Here is a 21,840-nt window from a genome sequence, read left to right as displayed (position 1 = left end):
GCCCCTCAAGCACGGAGCGAGCGGGCCCCCTCGGCCCGCAACGCCCCAAGCTACCGCCGGACGCCCGTGCGGTGGCCTGCCCTTCGGTCGGTTCACCGGTCCGGGTGGCGGGGCTCAACGCGGCTTGCCCGGCCGGTACTTCCTGTTCGGTGGGCAATGCGGCGAGTGACGGGTAAGGTCGCGTCCCGTGACCGCACGCCTTGCCGACATCGCAAGCCAAGCGGGGGTCAGCGAAGCGACCGTCAGCCGCGTGCTCAACGGGAAGGCGGGGGTCGCCGCGGCCACCCGCCAGTCCGTCCTCGCCGCCCTCGACGTGCTCGGCTACGAGCGCCCCGTGCGCCTCAAGCAGCGCAGCGCGGGCCTGGTCGGCCTGATCACCCCGGAACTCGAGAACCCGATCTTCCCCGCGCTCGCCCAGGTCGTGGTGCAGGCCCTGACCAGGCAGGGTTACACCCCGGTCCTCGCCACGCAGACCCCCGGCGGCTCCACCGAGGACGAGCTGACGGACATGCTCGTCGAGCGCGACGTCAGCGGCATCATCTACGTCTCCGGGCTGCACGCCGACACCACCGCCGACACCCAGCGCTACGAACGCCTCCGCGGCCAGGGCGTCCCCTTCGTGCTCGTCGACGGGTACGCGCCCGCGGTCGCCGCACCCTTCATCTCGCCGGACGACCGCGCCGCGGCCCGCCTCGCGGTGACGCATCTGCTCTCGCTCGGCCACACCCGGGTCGGCCTGGCCGTGGGGCCGCGCCGCTTCGTGCCCGTACAGCGGAAGATCGAGGGCTTCGTACGCACGATGGCGGAGCGGCTCGACCTGCCGGAGGACGAGATCGAGCACGATCTCGTCCAGCACTCCCTCTACACCCTGGAGGGCGGGCAGGCCGCGGCCTCCGCACTGCTCGACCAAGGCTGCACCGCGATGGTCTGCGCGAGCGACATGATGGCGCTCGGCGCCATTCGGGCGGTGCGTGAGCGCGGCATGGACGTGCCGAAGGACGTCTCCGTGGTCGGTTTCGACGACTCTCCGCTGATCGCGTTCACCGATCCGCCGCTGACCACGATCCGTAAGCCGGTGCACGCGATGGGGCAGGCGGCGGTGCACACGCTGCTTGAGGAGATCGGCGGCACGCCCGCGCCCCCGAGCGAATTCGTGTTCATGCCGGAGCTGGTGGTACGGGGGTCGACGGCCGCGTCGGCAGCGGTGTCCTCAGGGGTTCGACCTCGTCCGTAGGGCGTAGCGGGTGCGCCCGTGACCCGCCCAAGGGATGATCGGTCGGGGGGCCGGAATCTGGCAGACTCTGTGCCTATGGGTGAAACGACCGTGACGACACGTGAAGGCCGAAAAGGGGCCACACCCTCACCCATCGCGGAAGACCGCGCCGGGCGTCGCCTTCGGGCGCCGCGGCGCCCGCGCCTCTGGTTCGAGATCCTGCTGATCGCGGTGAGTTACTACACGTACTCCCTGATCCGCAACGCGGTCCCGGAGCAGAAGGCTCAGGCGCTGCGCAATGCCGACTGGATCTGGCAGACCGAGCACAGCATCGGTATCTCCGTCGAGCAGACCGTCAACCATGCCGCGAATTCGGTGAGTTGGCTCATCGTCGGCATGAACTACTACTACGCGACACTGCACTTCGTCATCACGCTGGGCGTGCTGGTGTGGCTGTTCCGCTGCCACCCCGGGCGCTACGCGGCGACCCGTCTCGCGCTGTTCGCGACGACGGCGGTCGCCCTCGTCGGTTACTACTTCTATCCGCTGGCGCCGCCGCGCCTGATGAGCGGTGGCGGCTTCGTCGACACCGTCGCGGTGCACCAGACCTGGGGCTCGATGGCCTCGGGCAACCTGAAGAACATGTCGAACCAGTACGCGGCGATGCCGTCGATGCACATCGGCTGGTCGCTGTGGTGCGGCATGACGATCTTCGCGCTCGCGTCGGTGCCGTGGGTGCGGGTCCTCGGGCTCCTGTACCCGGTGCTGACCCTGGTGGTCATCGTGGCGACCGCGAACCACTTCTGGCTGGACGCGGTGGGCGGCATGCTGTGCCTGGCGTTCGGGTTCGCGGTGGCGCGGGCCTGGTACGGGGCGCTGCCGTACGCGCTGCCGCGCCTGGTGAAGCCACCCCTGATGCCGGTCAAGGCGTAGGGAACGGGGGCGTCAGGCGCCCCCGTTCCTGCGGGGCTCAGGCGCCCCGGTGCGTGATCCGGCCGTCCGTCACGGTGAGGACGACGGGGGCCTCGGCGACCTCGTCCGCGGGGGCCGTGACCGGGTCGAGGCCGAGCACGGTGAGGTCCGCGCGCAGGCCGACCGCGATCCGGCCCCCCTCCGCCGCCTGGCCCGCCGCGATCGCCGCGTGCGAGGTGACGCCCTCCAGTGCTTCGAGCCCGGTGAGCCCCTGCGCGGGCCCGGCGGCGCCCTGCGGAATCCGCGCCGTGGCGAGCACCTTCCGGGCGTCGTAGTGGGCGATCGGCCAGTCGGAGCCGAGCGCGAGCACGGCGCCCGCGTCCCGCAGGTCGCGGGTGCGCCAGGCGCGGGCGGCGCGCGCGTCACCGAGCCGCTTGGACCACTCGTCGCTGTGGTCACCCTTCGTGTACGCGGTGTGCGGGGGCTGCATCGACGCGGCGACGCCGAGCGCGGCGAACCGGGGGATCGTGTCGTCGGGCACGGACTCGATGTGCTCGATGCGGTGCGCGTCCCGGCCGCTCTGCCCGAGCGCCTCGATGGTGTCGAGGGCGTGCCGGACGGCGGCGTCGCCGATGGCGTGCGTCGCGGTGCGCACGCCGGCCGCGTGCAGATGACGTACGGCCGCGCTGTACGCCGCCGGGTCCGGCCAGAACGCGTCCGTCCCCTGCCCGTGGCAGTCGGCGTGCTCCAGCCAGGCGGTGCCGCCCTCGACGGTGCCGTCCATGAAGAACTTGACGCCGCCGACCCGCCAGCGGCGCCCGCCCCGCTTCTGGAGCGCGACCAGTTCGTCGAGCCCGGCCCGGTCCACGCCCGGCATGCACCACGGCGAGACGGTGAGCCGCAGCGGCAGCTCGGCGTCCTCTTCCACGGCGGCGAGGAGGTCGAGCCCGGAGCCGTCCATGACGTGCGCGCCGGTCAGCCCGGTGGCGGCCATCGTGCCGAGCAGCTCGACGAGTCCGGTGCGGCGGTCCTGGTACGAGGCCCGGGGCGCGACCTCGTACACCAGGTCCATGGCGGCGTGCTCGACGAGGTACCCGGTGGGCCGGCCCTCGCCGTCGCAGACGATCTCGGCCCGCTGGGCGAACGAACGCGGTCCCGTGATCCTCGCGGCGTCCAGGGCGGCGCCGCTGACCAGCGCGGAGTGGCCGTCGTACAGGCGCAGGAAGGCGGGCGCGCCGCCGAGCACGTCCTCGATGAGTTCGCGGTGGATGGGCCGCCCCTCGAAGGCGTTGTGGTCGAGCCCCCAGCCGACGACCCACCCGCCGAGCCGATCCGCTCTGCGCAGGGCATCGCGGAGTCCGTCGAGGTCCTGTACGCCGCTGAGGTCGGCGCCGGTCGCCATCTCCAGGCCCCAGACGGGGTGACTGTGGGAGTCGACGAACCCGGGGAGGACGTGGGCGCCGCCGAGGTTCAGCCGCTCGGTGCGGGGGCCCTGCCAGTCCCGTACGAGGTCGTCCGTGTCCCCGACCGCGACGATGCGGCCTCCGGCCACGGCGACGGCGGTTGCCTCCGGGGGAGCGGGCTGGAGCGTGCGGACGTGGGCGTCGGTGAGGAGGAGGTCGGCGTGGGCCATGGTGCGGTTCGCTCCGTTTCTGAGCACCCTGTCGCGTTGGCGGGTGCGGTTCTCGCTGTGGCTGGGTTCGCGCAGTTCCCCGCGCCCCTGAAAAGCAGATCCCTGCGCCGGGGCAGCCATTTCAGTCCGTTCGGCGACGAGTAGATCTTTCGAGCCCCTGCGGCGATTGAGCAGCGGGGTCCGGGGCGGAGCCCCGTGACGTCGACCCCGTCACTGGCCGAATCGTGCGTACGTGTCCGGGCGGGAGCGCCGTAGGCGCCACGCCAAGGCGAGGCCCAGCACGAAGACCGCCGGCGCCACCGCCAGCAGGACCCAGTTGACCAGCGGGGACGCCCCCGTGAACAGGTCGATGTGCGTGGCCACCAACCCGATCGCGACGGCCAGGAGCAGCGTCGCCACGACCGGCGCCACGACCGTCCGCACCACACCCTCCTGGTGCGTGATCCGCCGGAAGAAGAACGGGACGGCGAGCGCCGCGAGCAGCTGGAGGGCCATCAGGCCCAGCATTCCGGGGGTGTTGACCCACAGCAGCAGCTGATCGTACGGGTCCGCCCCGGCCGCCCAGAACCCGAGCACGACGACCGCGCCGAGCACCGTCTGCGCGAGCCCGGCGACGTACGGGGAGCGGTGCTTGGGGTGGATGCGGGCGACGGAGCGCGGCAGGACGCCCTCGTCGGCGAGGGCGAGCGCGTACCGGTTGATCGCGTTGTGGAAGGCGAGGAGGGAGGCGATGACGCTGGTGACGATGAAGACGTGCATCAGGTCGGCCGCCCAGCCGCCGACGAAGGTGGTGATCGCGGTGAAGAAGAGGTTCGCCGGGTCGTCGCCCGCCGCCTTGACGACCTGCGCGTCGCCGAAGGACTGGATGGCGATCCAGACGGTGAAGGCGTAGAAGAGGCCGAGGAAGGCGACCGCGATGTACGTGGCGCGGGGCACGGTGCGGTCCGGGTCGCGGGCCTCGCGCCGGTAGATGACGGTCGACTCGAAGCCGGTGAACGCGGCGAACGCGAAGGCGAGGACGGCGGCGGTGCCGGGCACGAGGACGTTGCCGGGCGCGAACGAGGCCGCCGAGAGGCCGTGCGCGCCGCCCTTGATGAGGACCCCGCCCGCGAGCAGGACCAGGATGCCCGTCTCGGCGACCAGCAGGACGCCGAGGACCTTGGCGCCGAAGTCGATCGAGCGGAAGCCGCCGTACCAGATCAGGACCAGGCCCACGAGGGAGACCGGCAGCCAGGGCACGTCCGCGCCGAACAGGGCGTGCACGGTGTCCTGGGTGGCGGAGCCGAGGAGCCCGTAGACGCCGATCTCCATGCCGTTGTAACCGACCATCGCGAGCAGCGCGGCCCCGATTCCGGCCGGTTTGCCGAGGCCCTGCGCGATGTACGAGTAGAAGGCGCCGCCGCCGGTGACGTGGCGGCTCATCGTGGTGAAGCCGATGGCGAAGACGGCGAGGGTGATGCCGGCGAGCAGATATCCGGCGGGCGCTCCGACGCCGCCGAGGGAGATGGCGATGGGCGCGACGCCCGCCATGACGGTGAGCGGGGCGGCGGCGGAGATCACGAAGAACGCGATGTCGGAGGTGCCGAGGGTGCCTGTGCGCAGGCCGGGCGGCGCGCTCGGCGGCGCGGACTTCGTCTTCGGGGATGTCACGGGCATGCGGCAGGAAGCCCCTCTGGAGGACGGCCCGCACTGCGGACGGGCGTAAATCTAAAGGCTTTTGGTTTTCGCAATGTAACCTCCCGTTGGGCATACGGGAAGACCCGATTTTCTGAAGCCACCAAGGAGGGACCTGGATGGGCCGGCCGCGCACACCCCTCCTCGACCGGGAGCGGATCGCCACGGCGGCGCTCGACATCGTCGACGAGAACGGCGAGTTCAGCGTCCCGCAGCTGGCGCGCAGGCTCGGCGTGCAGGCGGGTTCGCTCTACCACCACGTGGAGGGCCGCGACGGGATCGTGGAGCTGCTGCGCGAGCGGATCTGCTCCGCGATCGACGAGACGCCGCTGACCTCGGGGCTCCCGTGGGACGAGGCGATCGCCGGGTGGGCCCGCTCCTACCGGGCCGCGTTCGCCGCGCACCCCAAGGCGATCCCGCTCCTGACGACCCATCCGGTACGCGCGCCCCGGGTCCTCGCGCAGTACGAGCTGGGGGTGGCGCTGTTGCTCGACGCCGGGTTCGCGCTGCCGGACGTGATGCCGGTGATCATCGCCCTGGACAACATGGTGCTCGGCTCGGCGCTCGACATGGCGGCGCCCGACACGATGTGGGAGCCGTCGGAGGAGGGCCGGACCCCGCTGCTGGAACGGGCGCTCGGCGCAGGGCCCGAGGGGCGCACGGACGCGGCGTTCGAGCTGGCGCTCACCGGGTTCGTCGCGCGGTGCCGGGTGCTGCTCGACGCGTAAGTCCTCCGTAGGGGGCCGGGACCTTCGGCCCGCGCGTTCGCGACCGATGGCATCTGCCGGCGGGGCCCGGCGGGGAGGATCGTCGGAGGTCCAGACCTCGACGGTACGGACGGTACGGACGGAGAGCCGGTTTCATGTCTACGGCAACGGCAACGGTAACGGCGCGTAAGGACACGGTGGCGGCTCCGGGCGACGGCGCCCACCCCTTCGGGGCGCTCCAGCGCGAGCACGCCTCCGGCGCCGACGAGCGGACGGTCCTCGCCCACCGGGGCCCTTCCGGGTTGCCGTGGATGGCGGGCACGACCTCGGCCAAACTGGCGTAGCCGGGCCCGTCACCCCCACGCCACGGGGCTCCGCCCCGGACCCCGCGCCTCAATCGCCGGCGAGGCTCGATTCTGCCCACCCGCCGCCGGGGGCTAAGGGGCACCGTAGAAGCGGTCCTCCATTACCGCTCGTGCGCGGCGCGTGGTGCGGCGGTAGTCGTCCAGCATGTCGCCCACGTGCCCGGGGTCGTACCCCAAGTACCGTCCCACGGCGCCGAGTTCACGCCCGTCCGACGGAAACGTGTCGCCCGGCCTGCCACGCACCAGCATCACCGCATTGCGCACACGCGCGGCCAGCACCCACGCCTCGTCGAGGATCGCCGCCTCCTCGGCGGGGATCAGCCCGGCGGCGCACGCGGCGGCGAGGGCCTCACGGGTGCGGGTGGTGCGCAGCCCCGGTTCCGCCCAGCCGTGCCTCAACTGGAGCAGCTGCACCGTCCATTCGACGTCGGAGAGACCCCCGCGCCCCAGCTTGGTGTGCAGCGTGGGATCGGCTCCGCGCGGCAACCGCTCCGACTCCATCCGCGCCTTGAGCCGCCGGATCTCCATGACGGCATCGTCGCCGAGCCCTTCCGCGGGGTAGCGCAGCGGGTCGATGAGGTCGATGAAGGCGCGGCTCAACTCCTCGTCACCGGCGACGGGTTGGGCCCGCAGCAGCGCCTGCGACTCCCAGACCAGGGACCAGCGCCGGTAGTACGCCTCGTAGGACCCGAGCGTGCGCACCAACGGACCCGACTTGCCCTCGGGACGCAGGTCCGCGTCGATGAGCAGCGGCGGATCGGCGCTCGGCAGGGCGAGGAGCCGCCGCATCTCGGAGACGACCTTGTTGGCGGCCTGCGCTGCCTCATGGTCGTCGACGCCCTCGCGGGGCTCGTGCACGAACAGCACGTCGGCGTCGGATCCGTAGCTGAGCTCGTGCCCGCCGAAGCGCCCCATGGCGATGATGGCGAAGCGGGTGGGCAGGGTGTCGCCCCAGCCGTCACGGACCACGGCGCGCAGCGTCCCGCCGAGGGTCGCGGCCGTCAAGTCCGATACGGCGGCGCCCACTTGGTCCACCAGGGCGCCCTGGTCGGCGACGGCGGGCGTGTCCTCGGTGCCGTACGAGGCGATGATGTCGGCGGCCGCCGTGCGCAGCAGCTCGCGGCGGCGGACCGCGCGCGCCGAGGTGACCGCCTGCTCGCCGTCGTCCGCGCGCCGCACCGCCGCGAGCGCCTCCTGCTCCAACTGGGCGTGCCCGCGCGGCTCCAGGCCCCGCTCGTCACCGAGCAGCGCCACCGATTCGGGGGCGCGCATCAGGAGGTCGGGGGCGAGGCGCCCGGCGGACAGGATCCGCGCCAGGTTCTCCGCGGCCGCGCCCTCGTCGCGCAGCAGCCGCAGATACCAGGGTGTCTTGCCCAACGCGTCCGACACCTTGCGGAAGTTGAGCAGCCCCGCGTCCGGGTCGGCGGAGTCCGCGAACCAGCCGAGCAGCACCGGGAGCAGCGTCCGCTGGATGGCGGCCTTGCGGCTGACTCCGGAGGCCAGCGCCTCCAGGTGGCGCATCGCGGAGCTGGGGTCGGCGTAGCCGAGCGCGACGAGCCGCTCGCGGGCCGCGTCGGCGCGCAGCCTGGTCTCGCCGGGGCCGAGCCCGGCGACGGCGTCGAGGAGAGGCCGGTAGAACAGCTTCTCGTGCAGGCGGCGGACGACGGAGGTGTGCCGCCGCCAGGCCCGCTTGAGGTCCGTGATGGGTTCGGTGCGCATGCCCATCGAGCGGCCGATGCGGCGCAGGTCGGGATCGCCCTCGGGCACCAGGTGGGTGCGCCGCAACTTGTAGAGCTGGATGCGGTGTTCGAGCGTGCGCAGGAACCGGTAGGCGTCGTCGAGCTGCACGGCGTCGACCCGGCCCACGTAGCCGCCGTCGGCGAGCGCGGCGAGGGCGTCGAGCGTCGTCCCGCTGCGCAGCGCGGCGTCCGTCCGCCCGTGCACCAACTGAAGGAGCTGCACCGCGAATTCGACGTCCCGCAGGCCGCCGGGGCCGAGCTTCAGCTCGCGGTCCTTCTCGCCCGCCGGGATGTTCGCCACGACCCGCTTGCGCATCTTCTGCACGTCGGGCACGAAGTTCTCCCGCTCGGACACCTGCCACACCATCGGCGACACGGCCTCGACGTACTCCTCGCCGAGCTCCGGGTCGCCCGCGACCGGGCGGGCCTTGAGCAGCGCCTGGAACTCCCAGGTCTTGGCCCAGCGCTGGTAGTAGGCGAGGTGCGAGGAGAGGGTGCGCACGAGCGGCCCGTTGCGCCCCTCGGGCCGCAGATTGGCGTCGACGGGCCAGATGGTGCCCTCGACGGTGGTGTCGGAGCAGATCCGCATCATGTGCGAGGCGAGCCGGGTGGCGGCCTGGATCGCCTTGCCCTCGTCGGCGGATCCGTCGGCGGGCTCCCCGACGAAGATGACGTCGACGTCGGACACGTAATTCAGCTCGTGGCCACCGCACTTGCCCATCGCGATCACGGCGATCCTGCACAGCGCGGCGTCGGCGGGGGACGCCGTGCGGGCGATGGCGAGGGCCGCGCGCAGCGTCGCCGTCGCCAGGTCGGCGAGTTCGGCCGCGGTCTGGGTGATGTCGGTCGTGCCGCACACGTCGCGGGCGGCGATGGACAGCAGGCAGCGCCGGTAGGCGACGCGCAGCGACACCTCGTCGGTGGCCTCGGCGAGCCCCTGCTCGAACTCCTCCACGCCGGGGTGCAGATCGCCCGACTCGTACGTGACCAGGGCCCGCCAGTCCTTCGAGTGCCGGGCCAGGTGGTCGGCCAGCGCCTCGGAGGAACCGAGCACGCCGAGCAGCCGGTCGCGCAGCGGCTTCGCGGCGACGAGCGTGTCGAGCAGCTCGCGGCGCGCCGTCTCGTCGTCCTGCGCCTCGACCAGCCTGACGAGGCCGAGGAGCGCCAGGTCCGGGTCGGCGGCGGTGCCGAGCGCGTCCAGGAGCAGCGGGTCGGCGCGCACGGCGGACAGCGCGGGGGCGTCGAGCAGCCGCTCGGCGGTGGACGGATCGGTGAAGCCGAGTCGCAGCAGCCGGGTGAACGTGCTGCTCCTGCGGCCGCCCGTCCACCCTCCCCCTTCGTGCGGCACCGACATCATCGCCCGGCCTCCTGTTCGATCAACGGTGGCCTTGAGCCTACTGCGCTCCGGGCTGCACCGATGAGTTGTGCGTCCGTCGCCGGTCTCCCCCTGTGTACGAGTGGCCCCGTACACGGAAGGGAACGCCCACGATGCCGTACGACGCCCATACCGACACCGGTCCCCCGCACACGTCGATCGACCCGCGCTACAGCTCCCCCGGCGCCGAGCCCACCCCGTGGGCCGTCGCCGAACGGCTGCTGACCGGCGCCGAACTGTTCTGGATCTCCACGGTGCGCCCCGACGGCCGCCCCCACGTCACGCCTCTGCTCGGCCTGTGGCAGGACGGGGCCCTGCACTTCAGCTCCGGCGCGCGCGAACGCAAGTCGCTCAACCTCGCCGGGAACCCGGAGGTCGCCCTCACCACCGGCACGAACGCCTGGGCGGCGGGCTTCGACGTGGTCGTCGAGGGGCGGGCGGTGCGGGTCACGGAAGCGGAGCGCCTGCACGCCCTCGCCAAGGCGTGGGAGGAGAAGTACGGCCCGGCCTGGCACTTCGAGGTCGCCGACGGCGCGTTCCAGGGCCGGGAGGGCCCCGCCCCGGTGTTCGCGGTGACGCCGCACACCGTCTTCGGCTTCGGCAAGGGCGAGGAGTTCACGCAGACCCGCTGGCGATTCGAGTGACCTCGCGGCGTCGGCGGGGCCGGAACCGGCGATTCGCCCCTACCTTTTCCCCATGGAGATGACCCTGGAAGTACTCACCATCCCGGTCTCGGACATCGACCGCGCGAAGGCCTTCTACGTCGACAAGGTCGGCTTCCGCTGCGACGTCGACCGCGAGGTGATGCCGGGCGCCCGCGTCGTCCAGCTCACGCCGCCGGGATCCGGCTGCTCGATCGCCCTCACCTCCGGCCTCCCGAGCCCGACGGGGACGGCGGCCCCCGGCACGTACCACGGCATGCAGCTCTGCGTCGCCGACATCAAGGCGGCCCACGAGGAACTCCGCGCCCGCGGCCTGGACGTCTCGGAACCCGTCCAGTACGCCCCCGACGACGGCGGCACGTTCATGCACTTCACGGACCCGGACGGCAACGGCTGGGCGATCCAGGAATACCGCACCCGCTCCACCGTGCCGCTCCGGGACGCGATCACCGCGCCTTAGGCCTCCGGGCCACCGGGAACCTTGGCGGCGAGGACGTTCGTGTATTCGATCGTCGGCGGCCCCACGAGCAGCTCGGACAGCCCGGCCAGGCGGGCACGGCCGGCCTCCAGGTGTTCCTGCCGGGCCTCCTGGTCGGGGAAGGCGTCGACCACGGCGAAGGTGGTGGGGCCGAGGCGGAGCGCGAGCCACACGACGGTGCCCGGCTCCTTCTCGACGTCAGCGAGGGCCGCGGTCATCGCGGCCCGCACCTCGTCCTCGCACCCCGGCCGTGCCTCGATCCGAACGAACAGCCCAACGCCGACCACGCGCGATCACCCCGCTCCCGATCCGGAAAACCCGCCGAAACCGTCCCCAAGAACCGTCCCACGAGCTGCCCCGACCGGGCCCTACAGCACCGGCAAATTCTTCCGCAGCTCGAACGCGGTGACCTCGCTGCGGTACTCCTCCCACTCCTGCTTCTTGTTGCGCAGGAAGAAGTCGTAGACGTGTTCGCCGAGGGTTTCGGCGACCAGTTCCGAGCGTTCCATCAGCGTGATCGCCTCGCCGAGGTTCTGCGGGAGCGGCTCGATGCCCATCGCGCGGCGTTCGGCGTCGGAGAGGGCCCAGACGTCGTCGTCGGCGCCCGGAGGGAGTTCGTAGCCCTCTTCGATGCCCTTGAGGCCGGCGGCCAGCAGGACGGCGTAGGTCAGGTACGGGTTGGCGCCCGAGTCGATGGAGCGGACCTCGACGCGCGCCGAGCCCGTCTTGCCCGGCTTGTACATCGGGACGCGGATGAGGGCCGAGCGGTTGTTGTGGCCCCAGCAGATGTAGGACGGGGCCTCGCCGCCGGCGCCCGCCGTGCGCTCCGAGCCGCCCCAGATGCGCTTGTAGGAGTTGACCCACTGGTTGGTGACGGCCGAGATCTCCGCCGCGTGGCGCAGCAGGCCCGCGATGAAGGAGCGGCCGACCTTGGAGAGCTGGTACTCGGAGCCCGACTCGTAGAACGCGTTCCGGTCGCCCTCGAAGAGGGAGAGGTGCGTGTGCATTCCGCTGCCCGGGTGTTCCGAGAACGGCTTCGGCATGAACGTGGCCTGGACGCCCTGCTCCAGCGCCACCTGCTTCATGACCAGGCGGAACGTCATGATGTTGTCCGCGGTGGAGAGCGCGTCGGCGTAGCGGAGGTCGATCTCCTGCTGGCCCGGCGCGCCCTCGTGGTGGCTGAACTCGACCGAGATGCCCATCGACTCGAGCATCGTGATCGCCTGCCGGCGGAAGTCCATCCCCACGTTCTGCGGGGTGTGGTCGAAGTAGCCGGAGGTGTCGGCGGGCACCGGGCGGGTGCCGTCCAGCGGCTTGTCCTTGAGCAGGAAGAACTCGATCTCGGGGTGGGTGTAGAAGGTGAAGCCGAGGTCGGAGGTCTTGGCCAGGGCCCGCTTCAGGACGTAGCGCGGGTCGGCGAAGGACGGCGAGCCGTCGGGCATCAGGATGTCGCAGAACATGCGCGCCGTGCCAGGGGCCTCCGCGCGCCACGGCAGGACCTGGAACGTGCCCGGATCCGGCTTGGCGATCATGTCGGATTCGTATACGCGGGCGAAGCCCTCGATCGCCGAGCCGTCGAAGCCGATGCCCTCATCGAACGCCTGTTCCAGCTCGGCCGGAGCCACTGCCACCGACTTGAGGAAGCCCAGCACGTCCGTGAACCACAGACGTACGAACCGGATGTCGCGCTCCTCAAGGGTCCGGAGCACGAATTCCTGCTGCTTGTCCATCTCTCGCTTCCACCCATCCTTGCTGGTCAGGCCTACTGCTCCCACGCCGACCCACGACTCACAGGGGACGTGGTCACATCCCACCACACGCCGGTTTCCGGCGCGTTGCCGACCTTGATCGCCGCTGATCGGTCGGTGATGTGTTCATAGTGCCTGCCGAACGTCTCGGGGTCATAGTGCCCGCCCCGTGATCCACCCGGCGGACGACCGGCCGCGGCACCGCGTCACGGGCGGCCGGCCCGCCCCCGATGCGCCCAAATCAGCTTATCCCGACCGTAGTTGAGCCGACTTGACGTCTTCTTGATCGTCTCATTTCCCCCGCGTGAACGGTTGTTGGCAAGAGTGGGCCCTTCTGCGTGTGCATTACACATGCACCTCAGCATCTCCAGCACCTCTATCCAGGGGGGTACCACATGAGATCCAACCGCGGCACACGCCGCACCCGGGCAGGCCTGAGCATCGCGGCCACCCTTCCGCTGCTCGCCGGCGCCCTCGCTCTCGCCGCCCCGGCCCACGCCCAGGCGAACAGCCGCGACACCCTCTCCGGCACCAGGCCGCTGTGGGCCACCGGCTCCGCCGACAAGGGCGACACCGCGGACACCGGCAAGGTGTCCACGCGCGTGTACTTGGCCGGCCGGGACGCCAAGGGCCTCGCCGCGTACGCGAAGGACGTGTCCGACCCGAAGTCGCCGAAGTACCAGAAGTATCTGAGCGCCAAGGAGGCGCGCAGCCGCTTCGGGGCGACGAAGCAGCAGATAGCCGAGGTCACGGCCTGGCTGAAGTCCTCCGGCCTGACCGTGACCGGCTCCACCGCGCACTACCTCTCCGTGTCGGGTGACGTCGCCGCCACGGAGAAGGCCTTCGGTACCGAGCTGCACGACTACACCAAGGGCGGCCACACCTACCGCGCCCCGACCGGCGCCGCCTCCGTGCCCGCCTCCCTCGACGGCGCCGTGCTCACGGTCACCGGCCTCGACAGCGCCCCGCACAAGGCGGCGAAGCAGGACCAGCTGCCGCCGCCGAGCGCCGTGTTCCGCAACGCGGGCCCGTTCTCCACGTACTACGGCTCCAACACCGCGAGCACGCTCCCGGACGCGTACGGCGGCAAGGCCCCGTACGCCGTGAAGGGCTACACGGGCAAGCAGCTGCGTGCCGCGTACGGCGCCGGCAAGGCGACCGGCAAGGGTGTGAAGGTCGCGATCACCGACGCGTACGCCTCGCCGACCATCGCCAAGGACGCGGCGACGTACGCGAAGAAGCACGGCGACGCGCCCTATGCGACAGGGCAGTTGAACCAGTCCCTGCCGAAGAAGTACTCGCGGATCAAGGAGTGCGACGCGGCCGGCTGGTACGGCGAGGAGACCCTCGACGTCGAGGCCGTGCACGCGATGGCCCCGTCCGCGAACGTCACGTACGTGGGCGCCGCCTCCTGCTACGACGACGACCTGCTCGACTCGCTCGGCAAGGTCGTCGACCACCACCTGGCCGACATCGTCTCCAACTCCTGGGGCGACATCGAGGCCAACCAGACGCCCGAACTGGCCGCCGCCTACGACCAGGTGTTCCAGCTCGGCGCCGTCGAGGGCATCGGCTTCTACTTCTCCTCCGGCGACAACGGCGACAACGTCGCGTCGACGGGTACGAAGCAGGTCGACACGCCCGCCAACTCGGCGTGGGTGACGGCGGTCGGCGGCACCTCGCTCGCCGTCGGCCAGGGCGACCGGTACCAGTGGGAGACCGGCTGGGGCACGCTGAAGTCCAACTTGGCCGCGGACGGCAAGAGTTGGACCGACTTCCCGGGCGCGTACACCTCGGGCGCGGGCGGCGGCACCAGCAAGACGGTCGCGCAGCCCGACTACCAGAAGGGTGTCGTACCGGACTCGCTGGCGGGCGCCAACGGCGGCAAGAACCGCGTCGTGCCCGACATCTCCGCGATCGCCGACCCGAACACCGGCTTCCTGGTGGGCCAGACGCAGACCATGCCCGACGGCTCGCTCGGCTACGACGAGTACCGCATCGGCGGCACCTCGCTCGCCGCGCCGGTCATCGCGGGCGTGCAGGCGCTGGCGCAGCAGACGGGCGGCGGCAAGTCGCTCGGCTTCGCGAACCCGGTGATCTACGACCGGTACGGCACGGCGAAGTACCACGACGTGGTCGACAAGCCGACCGGCAAGGACCTCGCCGTGGTCCGCGTCGACTTCGCCAACAGCTACGACGCGTCGGAGGGCCTGCTCACCTCAGTGCGCAGCCTCGGCAAGGACGCCTCCCTGAAGGCCGTCAGGGGCTACGACGACGTGACGGGTGTCGGCTCGCCGGCTCCGGGTTACGTGAACTCGTACCGCCGCTGACCGAAGGACGCCCCGGCGGCGGGTGGGCGCTCACCTCGCCGCCGGGGCTCAGCCTTGTTCGCCCACCACGGGGTCACGGTGGTCCGGGTGGATCCAGCTCGGTTTGCGGAACTTGAGGAACGCGACCGGCGCCGCGATGCCGAGGACGAGCAGCCCGCCGCCGACGATCAGCAGGTAGCGCCACAGCGGCCCGGTGTCGTACTGGTCCGGCGGCACGAAGCCGATCACGAGCGCGAGGACCGAGGCCACGAACCCGACGCCCGCGACGGCGGTGACGGCCGGGACGACGAAGCCGCGCGGCACGTCCGGCTGCGAGCGCCGCAGCCGCACCACGGCCACGAACATCAGCAGATACGCGACCAGATAGATCTGGATCGTGATGACGGAGAACATCCAGTACTGGCTGGATACGTTGTCGCTGAAGGCGTAGAGCACGCCGATGAGCGTGGTCAGGACCCCCTGCGCGACCATCACGTTCTGCGGGACGCCGTACTTGTTGAACTTCTGCAGGAACGGCGGCAGATAGCCCTCCTGCCGGGACAGCAGCACGAGCCCCTTCGCGGGCCCCGCGAGCCAGGTCAGCATGCCGCCGAGCGCCGCGCACACCAGCATCACGCCGACGATCCGCGTCATCCAGCCGACCCCGAAGTGGTCGAAGAACGCCTGGAACGCCTGCATCAGGCCCGCGGTCAGGCTGAGTTGCTTCGCGGGCATCACCCAGCTGATCGCGAGGGCCGGGAGGATGAAGATCAGCAGGACGAGGCCGGTGGCGAGGAAGATCGAGCGCGGGTACTCGGCGCGCGGGCTGCGCAGCGACGACACGTGCACACCGTTCATCTCCATGCCCGCGTAGGACAGGAAGTTGTTGACGATGAGCACGAGGCTGGCGAGGCCCGTCCACGGCGGCAGCCAGTGGCTCCCGTCCATGGGGGCGGCGGACGGGTTGCCCTGGCCGAGGAAGACGAGCCCGAGGACGACGAGCACGACGCCGGGGATCAGCGTCCCGATGATGAGGCCCAGGGACGACAGGCCCGCGATCGTCTTCGTCCCGCGCGAACTCACGTACACACCGGCCCAGTACAGGACGACGATGCAGATCGCGACGTACAGGCCGTTCTCGGCGAGGCTCGGGTGGATGACGTACGCGAAGGTGGACGCCACGTAGGCGAGCAGGCTCGGGTAGTAGGCGATGGTCATCGCGAACTGGCACCACACGGCGATGAACCCGAGCGGCTTGCCGAGCGCCTCGCTGACCCAGCGGTAGATGCCGCCCGTCCAGCCGGAGGCGAGTTCGGCGCCGACGAGGGCGGTGGGCAGCAGGAAGACGACGGCCGGGAGCAGATAGAGGAAGATCGCGGCGAGTCCGTACAGCGCCATGGAGGGCGAGGGCCGCAGGCTGGCGACGGAGGCCGTGGTCATCAGGCCGAGGGTGACCCAGGAAATGAACTGCCGACGGGTACCGTCGTCCGCGACCTGATCCCTTTGCCCTGGATTGTCCGCAGTCGTCATGGGCTCATGATCGGTGCGGGAGGGGGAGGCCGCACGTCGCGGGATACCGGGTGGGGGTAAGGTGCGGGGCATGGCGAGGAAGAGGAGCGGGACGGGGCGGTGGCAGCGGCTGCTGCTGTTCGCCGCGCTGCTCCTCGGGATCGTCGGCATGCACACGCTGGGGCATCCGTCGGGGCCCGAGGCGGACGCGGCGCCCATGTCCATGTCGGCCGCCGCACCGGCCCACGGGACGCCGCCCCACGCGCCCGCCGCGCACGAGCACGCGCCCGACTCCCCCGGCCACGGCGGCATGGACTCGATGAACGTATGCCTCGCGGTGCTCGGCTCGTTCACGCTGCTTCTGCTGACCGCGTGGGTGCTGCGGCCGCTGCTCACGGCGGCGGCGCCGGGGCCGCGCGCACGGGGCCTGGCGTTCGCCCAGCACCCCAACCCTCCCCCGCCGCGAAGACTTCTGTCCCGACTGTCGGTGCTGCGCATTTAGGCCTGCGCACGATTTCGCGCGCCTGAATCACATTCCCCTTTTCACCCTCACCGACATCGAGGTACTCACGCATGCGCAAGCAACACCCGCACGCCCCGAACCGGCGCACCCTGCTCGGCGCGGCGATCGCCGTCGCCGGCACGGGAGCCCTGACCGCCTGTTCGAACTCGGCCGGCTCCTCCTCCGGCCACGGCGGCCACGGCGACTCCGGTGCCGCGCCCTCCGGCTACATCGACCCCGCGGGCAAGGAGGTCGCCGCCGCCGAGAAGAAGCGCGGCGCCGACGGCCGGGTCCGCGAGGTCCGGCTCACGGCCGCCGCGACCCGGCTCGACCTGGGCGACAGCACCGTCAAGTCCTGGTCGTACGGCGGCGATCTGCCCGGCAAGGAGGTCCGGGTCACCGCGGGCGACACGCTCGACCTGACCCTCGCCAACCACCTCCCCGAGCCCACGTCGATGCACTGGCACGGCGTCGCGCTGCGCAACGACATGGACGGCGTACCGGCCCTGACCCAGAAGTCGATCGCGCCGGGCGCCGACTTCACGTACCGCTTCAAGGTCGCGCACCCCGGCACGTACTGGTTCCACCCGCACTCCGGCACGCAGCAGGACCGCGGGCTGTACGCGCCGCTGATCGTCGAGGACCCGAAGGAGCCGCTCTCCTACGACAAGGAGTGGGTGGTCGTCCTCGACGACTGGGTCGACGGGGTGGACGGCTCGACGCCGGACGCGGTGCTGAAGGAGCTGCGGTCGGGGATGGACCACGGGGGCGGCTCGGGCGGTTCTTCCGGCGGCGGCCACTCGGGGCACGACATGCCGGGGATGGAAGGCATGTCGATGCGTACGGAGGAGCCCCCGGCCGGGCCGTCCCGCATGATGATGGGCGCGAAGAGCGACCTGCTGGGCGGCGACGCGGGCGACGTGAAGTACCCGCACTACCTGGTCAACGGCCGTACCCCGGCGGCCCCTTCGTCCTTGAAGGCCCGCCCCGGCGACCGCATCCGGATCCGGTTCGTCAACGCGGGCGGCGACACGGCGTTCCGCGTCGCGCTCGGCGGCCACGAGATGACGGTGACGCACACGGACGGCTTCCCGGTGCGCCACGCGAAGACGGACGCGCTGCTTCTCGGGATGGGCGAGCGGTACGACGTGCTGGTCACGGCGGGCGACGGGGTGTTCCCGCTGACGGCGCTCGCGGAGGGCAAGAAGGCGTCGGGGATGGCGGTGCTGCGTACGGGCTCGGGTTCGACGCCGGCCGCGTCCGTGCGCCCCAAGGAACTGGACGGCCGCCTCCTCACCGCCGACAAGCTCCGCTCGGACGACTCGGTGGCGCTCGACTCCCGCAAGCCCGACCGCACGATCAAGCTCAAGCTGACCGGCGGGATGGCCAAGTACGACTGGGCGTTCAACAAGAAGCCGTACGACCCGGACGAGCGCTACCCGGTGCGCACGGGCGAGCGGGTCCGCCTGGTCTTCGCCAACTCGACGTCGATGTGGCACCCGGTCCATCTGCACGGCCACACGTTCGCGCTGCCGGACGGCCCCCGCAAGGACACGGCGATCGTCCTCCCGAAGCGCACGCTCACGGTCGACTTCGACGCGGACAACCCCGGCCTGTGGATGGTCCACTGCCACAACGTGTACCACTCGGAGGCCGGGATGATGACGGTGCTGGGCTACCGCCACTGAGCACCGGGCACGCCTGAGGGCGCGTGCGCGGCCCGCCTCGTCCGAAGGCGGGCCGCCGCGGCCTTCAGCGCCGGGCCGGCTCGTGTTCCGCCGGGACGTGGGAGGCCACCAGCCGCCCCTGGGCCGTCGCACCGCGACCCCGGTCCACGGCGTACGCGACCGACGCGACGCCCACGCCGAGCACGGCCAGCGCCGCGCCCGTGAGCGCCGGGGACGTCACGCCGAAGCCCGCGGCGAGCGCGAGGCCGCCGATCCAGGCGCCGCCGGCGTTGGCCAGGTTGAAGGCGGCCTGGTTCGCGGACGAGGCGAGGGAGGGGGCCGCGGAGGCCTTCTCCATCACGATCAGCTGGAGCGGGGAGCCCGTCGTGAACGCCGCCATGCCGAGGAGGAAGACGGCGAGCGCCGCGCTCCACTCCGTACGCATCAGGATCGGGAAGAGCGCCAGGACCACGGCCAGCGACGTCAGGCCGCCGAAGAGGGTGCGGCGCAGGGAGTGGTCCGCGAGGCGGCCGCCCATGAGGTTGCCGATGGTGGCGCCGATGCCGAAGAGCGCGAGGAGCAGCGTCACGGACGCGTCCGCGTAGCCCGCCGCGTCCGTGAGCATCGGCGTGATGTAGCTGTACGCGGCGAAGAGCGCGCCGAAGCCTGCGACCGTCGTGCCGAGCGCGAGCCAGACCGGAAGGGACTTCAGGGCGCGCAGTTCGCCCCGCAGGCCCGCGGCCGTCTCGCCCTGGCCGTGGTCCGCGGGGACCAGCGCGAGGAGCGCCGCGATCGCGACGAGCCCGATCGCGCTGACCGCGAGGAACGTGGCGCGCCAGCCGAGCTGCTGGCCCATCGCCGTCGCGGCGGGCACGCCGACGACGTTCGCGATGGTCAGGCCGAGGAACATGAGCGAGACCGAGCGGGCCTTGCGTTCCGGCGCGACGAGGGACGTCGCGACGACCGCGCCGACGCCGAAGAACGCCCCGTGCGGCAGGCCGCTGACGAAGCGGGCGAGCATGAGCGAGTGGTAGTCGGGGGCCGCCGCCGAGACCGCGTTGCCGACGACGAACAGCGCCATCAGGCCGATGAGGACGCGGCGGCGCGGCATCCGCGCGGTGACCGCGGCGAGCAGCGGCGCGCCGATGACGACACCGAGCGCGTACGCGGAGACGAGGTGTCCGGCGGCCGGGATCGATATGTGCAGGTCATCGGCGACGTTGGGCAGCAGGCCCATGATGACGAACTCGGTCGTGCCGATGCCGAAGGCGCCCACGGCGAGCGCGAGCAGGGCGAGGGGCATGAGGGAACTTTCGGGTAGCGACGGCGTGAGTGCGCAAGTACGGAACACGTAAGTTTACGCGCGGAACAAAGCCTCGCCCGTCGACTGTTCCGTGAGGTTAAAGCGCCGTGACGAACGACGAACCACTCGGCGTCACAACTGGACCCGCGCCGCGATGGGCAGATGGTCGCTCCCGGTCTTCGGCAGCGTCCACGACGTGACCGGTTCCACACCCTTGACCATGATCTGGTCGATGCGCGCCATCGGGAACGCGGCCGGCCAGCTGAACCCGAAGCCGCTGCCCGCGGCGCCCTGCGTGGAGCGCATCTGCGAGGTGACGCCGTTCAGCGCGCGGTCGTTCATGGTGCCGTTCAGGTCGCCGAGGAGGACGACCTTGTCCAGCGGCTCGTCGGCGATCGCCTCGCCGAGCGCGTCCGCGCTCTCGTCGCGCTGGCTGGCGGTGAACCCGGAGTGGAGCTTCACGCGCACCGACGGCAGGTGGGCGACGTACGCCGCGACCTTGCCCTCGGGCGTCGCGACGGTCGTGCGCAGCGCCCGCGTCCAGCCCAGCTTGATGTCGACGGACCGGGTGTCGGAGAGCGGGTACTTGCTCCACAGCCCGACCGTGCCCTTGACCGCGTGGTACGGGTAGGCCTCCGCGAGCGCGTCCCGGTACGTCGGCAGCGCCTGCGCCGTCACTTCCTCCAGGGCGATGACCTGCGCGCCGGACGCGGCGACGTCCTTCGCGGTGCCGGCCGGGTCGGAGTTCTCGGCGTTGACGTTGTGGGTGACGACGGTCAGGTCGCCGCCGCTGTCCGTCTTGTCGGTGAGCAGCCCGCCGAACAGGTTGAACCAGACGATCGCCGGGGCCAGCACCGCGATCACCGCGGTCGCCGACCTCCGTACGAGGCCGAGGACGAGCAGCACCGGGATGAAGACGCCGAGCCACGGCAGGAACGTCTCGGTCAGGGAGCCGAGGTTGCCGACGGTGTTGGGGATCTGCGCGTGCAGCAGCATGACGAGCGCGAGCAGGATCGCGAGCACCGCGAGGAGGATGCCGCGCCGCCAGTAACCGGACCCGCCGCGCGGGCCCCGTCCGGGGCTCCGGAGCCGCGCTCCCGGTCCTGTGGTCCCGGTTCCGCCGCCGTCGCCACCCTTGTACGCCTGCGCCATGCCGTCGTCGCCTCACTGCCTGCCGTGCCCGCTGCCCCCGCCAAACACTAGGCGATGAGCAGCGGCTTTCTGTCCCTACGACCAGGGGGACGTACGCGGCGGTGCGCCGAGTTCCGTACGGCGGCCCCACAATCACGGCTGTGACGAAACCGGCACATCGACTCAGTCGAGCCCCTGCGGCGATTGAGCAGCGGGGTCCGGGGCTGAGCCCCCGGGCCGCAACCCGGCGAGCACCGTGTCCACGATCCGCTCCGCGAGATCCTCCGCGAGCGGCGCGTCGGACCGCATCACGGTCCGCAGCAACATCGGCCCGGTGATCAGATCCGCCGCGAACTCCACATCGGTGCCGGGCGGCAGCTCCCCCTCGGCGACCCCGCGCCGCACCACGTCGTGCGTCGCGCGTCGCCGGGGGTCCACGACGAGCTCCTGGTACGCGTCCCAGAGCAGCGGCAGGGTCTTCATCTGCGCGAGGACGTTGTGCAGGAGGGCGGAGGTGCGCATGCTGAGGCCGCGTCTGCGCATGTGCTCCAGGAGCCGGACGAGATCGTCGCGCATCGAGGTGCCGGGCAGCTCGGGGTCCGGTTCCTCGATGGAGGCGACGACGTCGACGAACAGCGCTTCCTTGCCACTCCAGCGCCGGTAGATGGTGGCCTTGCCGACGCCCGCGGTGCGGGCGATCCGCTCGATGGACAGCTCGGTGAGCGGCACGCCCTGCTCGAGGAGTTCGATGACGCCCTCGATGATCGCCTGCTCGACGGCCTCGCTGCGCGGACGGCCGCGCGCGGGGGCGGCCGGCGCCGGGGGCCCGGGGATCCTTCGCCGCCGCGTCTGCCCCTCGGCCCGTTCCGTGCCCGCGTCCACCGCGCTCCGCCTTTCGCCACGCCCCGGGCCC

The 21,840-nt window shown here is 71.6% G+C and carries 18 protein-coding genes; 9 read left to right on the top strand and 9 right to left on the bottom strand.

Going from position 1 to position 21,840, the window contains the following annotated elements; translation table 11 throughout:
- The first annotated feature begins 187 nt into the window (after positions 1–187).
- Together ACP4E5_RS31670 and ACP4E5_RS31665 are read left to right on the top strand one after the other, a co-directional pair.
- A complete protein-coding gene (locus ACP4E5_RS31670; RefSeq protein WP_425834645.1) occupies positions 188–1,234 on the top strand; it encodes a LacI family DNA-binding transcriptional regulator in 1,047 nt (348 codons plus the stop codon).
- A gap of 75 nt (positions 1,235–1,309) precedes the next feature.
- Positions 1,310–2,146 (top strand): phosphatase PAP2 family protein, encoded by an 837-nt coding sequence (locus ACP4E5_RS31665; protein ID WP_425834643.1) that lies wholly within the window; start codon positions 1,310–1,312, stop codon positions 2,144–2,146.
- Positions 2,147–2,183: 37 nt separating this feature from the next.
- On the opposite strand, the gene ACP4E5_RS31660 is transcribed toward ACP4E5_RS31665, so the two are convergent.
- Positions 2,184–3,758, bottom strand: coding sequence for an amidohydrolase (locus ACP4E5_RS31660; protein ID WP_425834641.1), 1,575 nt, complete (start codon positions 3,756–3,758; stop codon positions 2,184–2,186).
- 210 nt (positions 3,759–3,968) lie between these two features.
- Complete coding sequence (locus tag ACP4E5_RS31655; protein WP_425834639.1) at positions 3,969–5,414, bottom strand: APC family permease; 1,446 nt, start codon at positions 5,412–5,414, stop codon at positions 3,969–3,971.
- A 137-nt stretch (positions 5,415–5,551) separates the two neighbouring features.
- Between ACP4E5_RS31655 and ACP4E5_RS31650 the strand changes: the two genes are divergently transcribed.
- Complete coding sequence (locus tag ACP4E5_RS31650) at positions 5,552–6,160, top strand: TetR/AcrR family transcriptional regulator (protein ID WP_425834637.1); 609 nt, start codon at positions 5,552–5,554, stop codon at positions 6,158–6,160.
- Positions 6,161–6,294: 134 nt separating this feature from the next.
- Positions 6,295–6,483, top strand: a complete 189-nt coding sequence (locus ACP4E5_RS31645) for a hypothetical protein (RefSeq protein ID WP_425834635.1) — start codon at positions 6,295–6,297, stop codon at positions 6,481–6,483.
- 93 nt (positions 6,484–6,576) lie between these two features.
- Here the strand turns inward: ACP4E5_RS31645 and ACP4E5_RS31640 are convergent, their stop codons facing one another.
- Positions 6,577–9,600, bottom strand: a complete 3,024-nt coding sequence (locus ACP4E5_RS31640; protein WP_425834633.1) for a bifunctional [glutamine synthetase] adenylyltransferase/[glutamine synthetase]-adenylyl-L-tyrosine phosphorylase — start codon at positions 9,598–9,600, stop codon at positions 6,577–6,579.
- Between the two features lie 131 nt (positions 9,601–9,731).
- Here ACP4E5_RS31640 and ACP4E5_RS31635 point away from each other — a divergent pair, with 131 nt between their 5' ends.
- Complete coding sequence (locus ACP4E5_RS31635) at positions 9,732–10,262, top strand: pyridoxamine 5'-phosphate oxidase family protein (RefSeq protein ID WP_425834631.1); 531 nt, start codon at positions 9,732–9,734, stop codon at positions 10,260–10,262.
- Positions 10,263–10,314: 52 nt separating this feature from the next.
- Complete coding sequence (locus ACP4E5_RS31630; RefSeq protein WP_425834629.1) at positions 10,315–10,740, top strand: VOC family protein; 426 nt, start codon at positions 10,315–10,317, stop codon at positions 10,738–10,740.
- Here the strand turns inward: ACP4E5_RS31630 and ACP4E5_RS31625 are convergent.
- On the bottom strand, positions 10,737–11,045 hold the full coding sequence (locus ACP4E5_RS31625) for a putative quinol monooxygenase (RefSeq protein WP_425834627.1): 309 nt from the start codon (positions 11,043–11,045) through the stop codon (positions 10,737–10,739). The genes ACP4E5_RS31630 and ACP4E5_RS31625 overlap by 4 nt on opposite strands.
- 81 nt (positions 11,046–11,126) lie before the next feature.
- The gene (locus ACP4E5_RS31620) at positions 11,127–12,488 is read right to left on the bottom strand and encodes a glutamine synthetase family protein (RefSeq protein ID WP_425834625.1); all 1,362 of its coding nucleotides are present in this window, start codon (positions 12,486–12,488) and stop codon (positions 11,127–11,129) included.
- Between the two features lie 413 nt (positions 12,489–12,901).
- Between ACP4E5_RS31620 and ACP4E5_RS31615 the strand changes: the two genes are divergently transcribed.
- A complete protein-coding gene (locus tag ACP4E5_RS31615) occupies positions 12,902–14,836 on the top strand; it encodes a S53 family peptidase (protein WP_425834623.1) in 1,935 nt (644 codons plus the stop codon).
- 48 nt (positions 14,837–14,884) lie between these two features.
- Here ACP4E5_RS31615 and gadC read toward each other — a convergent pair whose 3' ends face one another.
- The gene (gadC, locus tag ACP4E5_RS31610; protein WP_425834621.1) at positions 14,885–16,345 is read right to left on the bottom strand and encodes a glutamate/gamma-aminobutyrate antiporter GadC; all 1,461 of its coding nucleotides are present in this window, start codon (positions 16,343–16,345) and stop codon (positions 14,885–14,887) included.
- Between the two features lie 70 nt (positions 16,346–16,415).
- On the opposite strand from gadC, the gene ACP4E5_RS31605 reads away from it, so the two are divergent.
- Positions 16,416–16,826, top strand: coding sequence for a DUF6153 family protein (locus tag ACP4E5_RS31605; RefSeq protein WP_425834619.1), 411 nt, complete (start codon positions 16,416–16,418; stop codon positions 16,824–16,826).
- A gap of 71 nt (positions 16,827–16,897) precedes the next feature.
- Complete coding sequence (locus ACP4E5_RS31600; protein ID WP_425834617.1) at positions 16,898–18,514, top strand: multicopper oxidase family protein; 1,617 nt, start codon at positions 16,898–16,900, stop codon at positions 18,512–18,514.
- Between the two features lie 64 nt (positions 18,515–18,578).
- Here the strand turns inward: ACP4E5_RS31600 and ACP4E5_RS31595 are convergent, their stop codons facing one another.
- The 3 genes from ACP4E5_RS31595 to ACP4E5_RS31585 form a co-directional block, all read right to left on the bottom strand.
- A complete protein-coding gene (locus ACP4E5_RS31595) occupies positions 18,579–19,796 on the bottom strand; it encodes an MFS transporter (protein WP_425834615.1) in 1,218 nt (405 codons plus the stop codon).
- Positions 19,797–19,928: 132 nt separating this feature from the next.
- Positions 19,929–20,948, bottom strand: coding sequence for an endonuclease/exonuclease/phosphatase family protein (locus ACP4E5_RS31590; protein ID WP_425834613.1), 1,020 nt, complete (start codon positions 20,946–20,948; stop codon positions 19,929–19,931).
- 162 nt (positions 20,949–21,110) lie between these two features.
- A complete protein-coding gene (locus ACP4E5_RS31585) occupies positions 21,111–21,809 on the bottom strand; it encodes a TetR/AcrR family transcriptional regulator (RefSeq protein ID WP_425834611.1) in 699 nt (232 codons plus the stop codon).
- Between the last annotated feature and the right edge of the window lie 31 nt (positions 21,810–21,840).

Origin of the sequence: Streptomyces fractus, from assembly GCF_049844455.1 — a bacterium.
In the GTDB taxonomy this organism is placed as follows: domain Bacteria; phylum Actinomycetota; class Actinomycetes; order Streptomycetales; family Streptomycetaceae; genus Streptomyces; species Streptomyces fractus.
The sequence above is the reverse complement of the archived record's forward strand: the minus strand, read 5'-3'. Positions and strand labels throughout refer to the sequence as shown.

Coding starts and splice junctions, on each gene's coding strand:
- ACP4E5_RS31660 (WP_425834641.1), bottom strand. CDS start 3,758: ATGGCCCACGCCGACCTCCTCCTCACCGACGCCCACGTCCGCACGCTC.
- ACP4E5_RS31595 (WP_425834615.1), bottom strand. CDS start 19,796: ATGCCCCTCGCCCTGCTCGCGCTCGCCGTGGGCGCCTTCGGCATCGGC.
- ACP4E5_RS31635 (WP_425834631.1), top strand. CDS start 9,732: ATGCCGTACGACGCCCATACCGACACCGGTCCCCCGCACACGTCGATC.
- ACP4E5_RS31665 (WP_425834643.1), top strand. CDS start 1,310: ATGGGTGAAACGACCGTGACGACACGTGAAGGCCGAAAAGGGGCCACA.
- gadC (WP_425834621.1), bottom strand. CDS start 16,345: ATGACGACTGCGGACAATCCAGGGCAAAGGGATCAGGTCGCGGACGAC.
- ACP4E5_RS31650 (WP_425834637.1), top strand. CDS start 5,552: ATGGGCCGGCCGCGCACACCCCTCCTCGACCGGGAGCGGATCGCCACG.
- ACP4E5_RS31630 (WP_425834629.1), top strand. CDS start 10,315: ATGGAGATGACCCTGGAAGTACTCACCATCCCGGTCTCGGACATCGAC.
- ACP4E5_RS31655 (WP_425834639.1), bottom strand. CDS start 5,414: ATGCCCGTGACATCCCCGAAGACGAAGTCCGCGCCGCCGAGCGCGCCG.
- ACP4E5_RS31590 (WP_425834613.1), bottom strand. CDS start 20,948: ATGGCGCAGGCGTACAAGGGTGGCGACGGCGGCGGAACCGGGACCACA.
- ACP4E5_RS31605 (WP_425834619.1), top strand. CDS start 16,416: ATGGCGAGGAAGAGGAGCGGGACGGGGCGGTGGCAGCGGCTGCTGCTG.
- ACP4E5_RS31620 (WP_425834625.1), bottom strand. CDS start 12,488: ATGGACAAGCAGCAGGAATTCGTGCTCCGGACCCTTGAGGAGCGCGAC.
- ACP4E5_RS31600 (WP_425834617.1), top strand. CDS start 16,898: ATGCGCAAGCAACACCCGCACGCCCCGAACCGGCGCACCCTGCTCGGC.
- ACP4E5_RS31645 (WP_425834635.1), top strand. CDS start 6,295: ATGTCTACGGCAACGGCAACGGTAACGGCGCGTAAGGACACGGTGGCG.
- ACP4E5_RS31640 (WP_425834633.1), bottom strand. CDS start 9,600: ATGATGTCGGTGCCGCACGAAGGGGGAGGGTGGACGGGCGGCCGCAGG.
- ACP4E5_RS31615 (WP_425834623.1), top strand. CDS start 12,902: ATGAGATCCAACCGCGGCACACGCCGCACCCGGGCAGGCCTGAGCATC.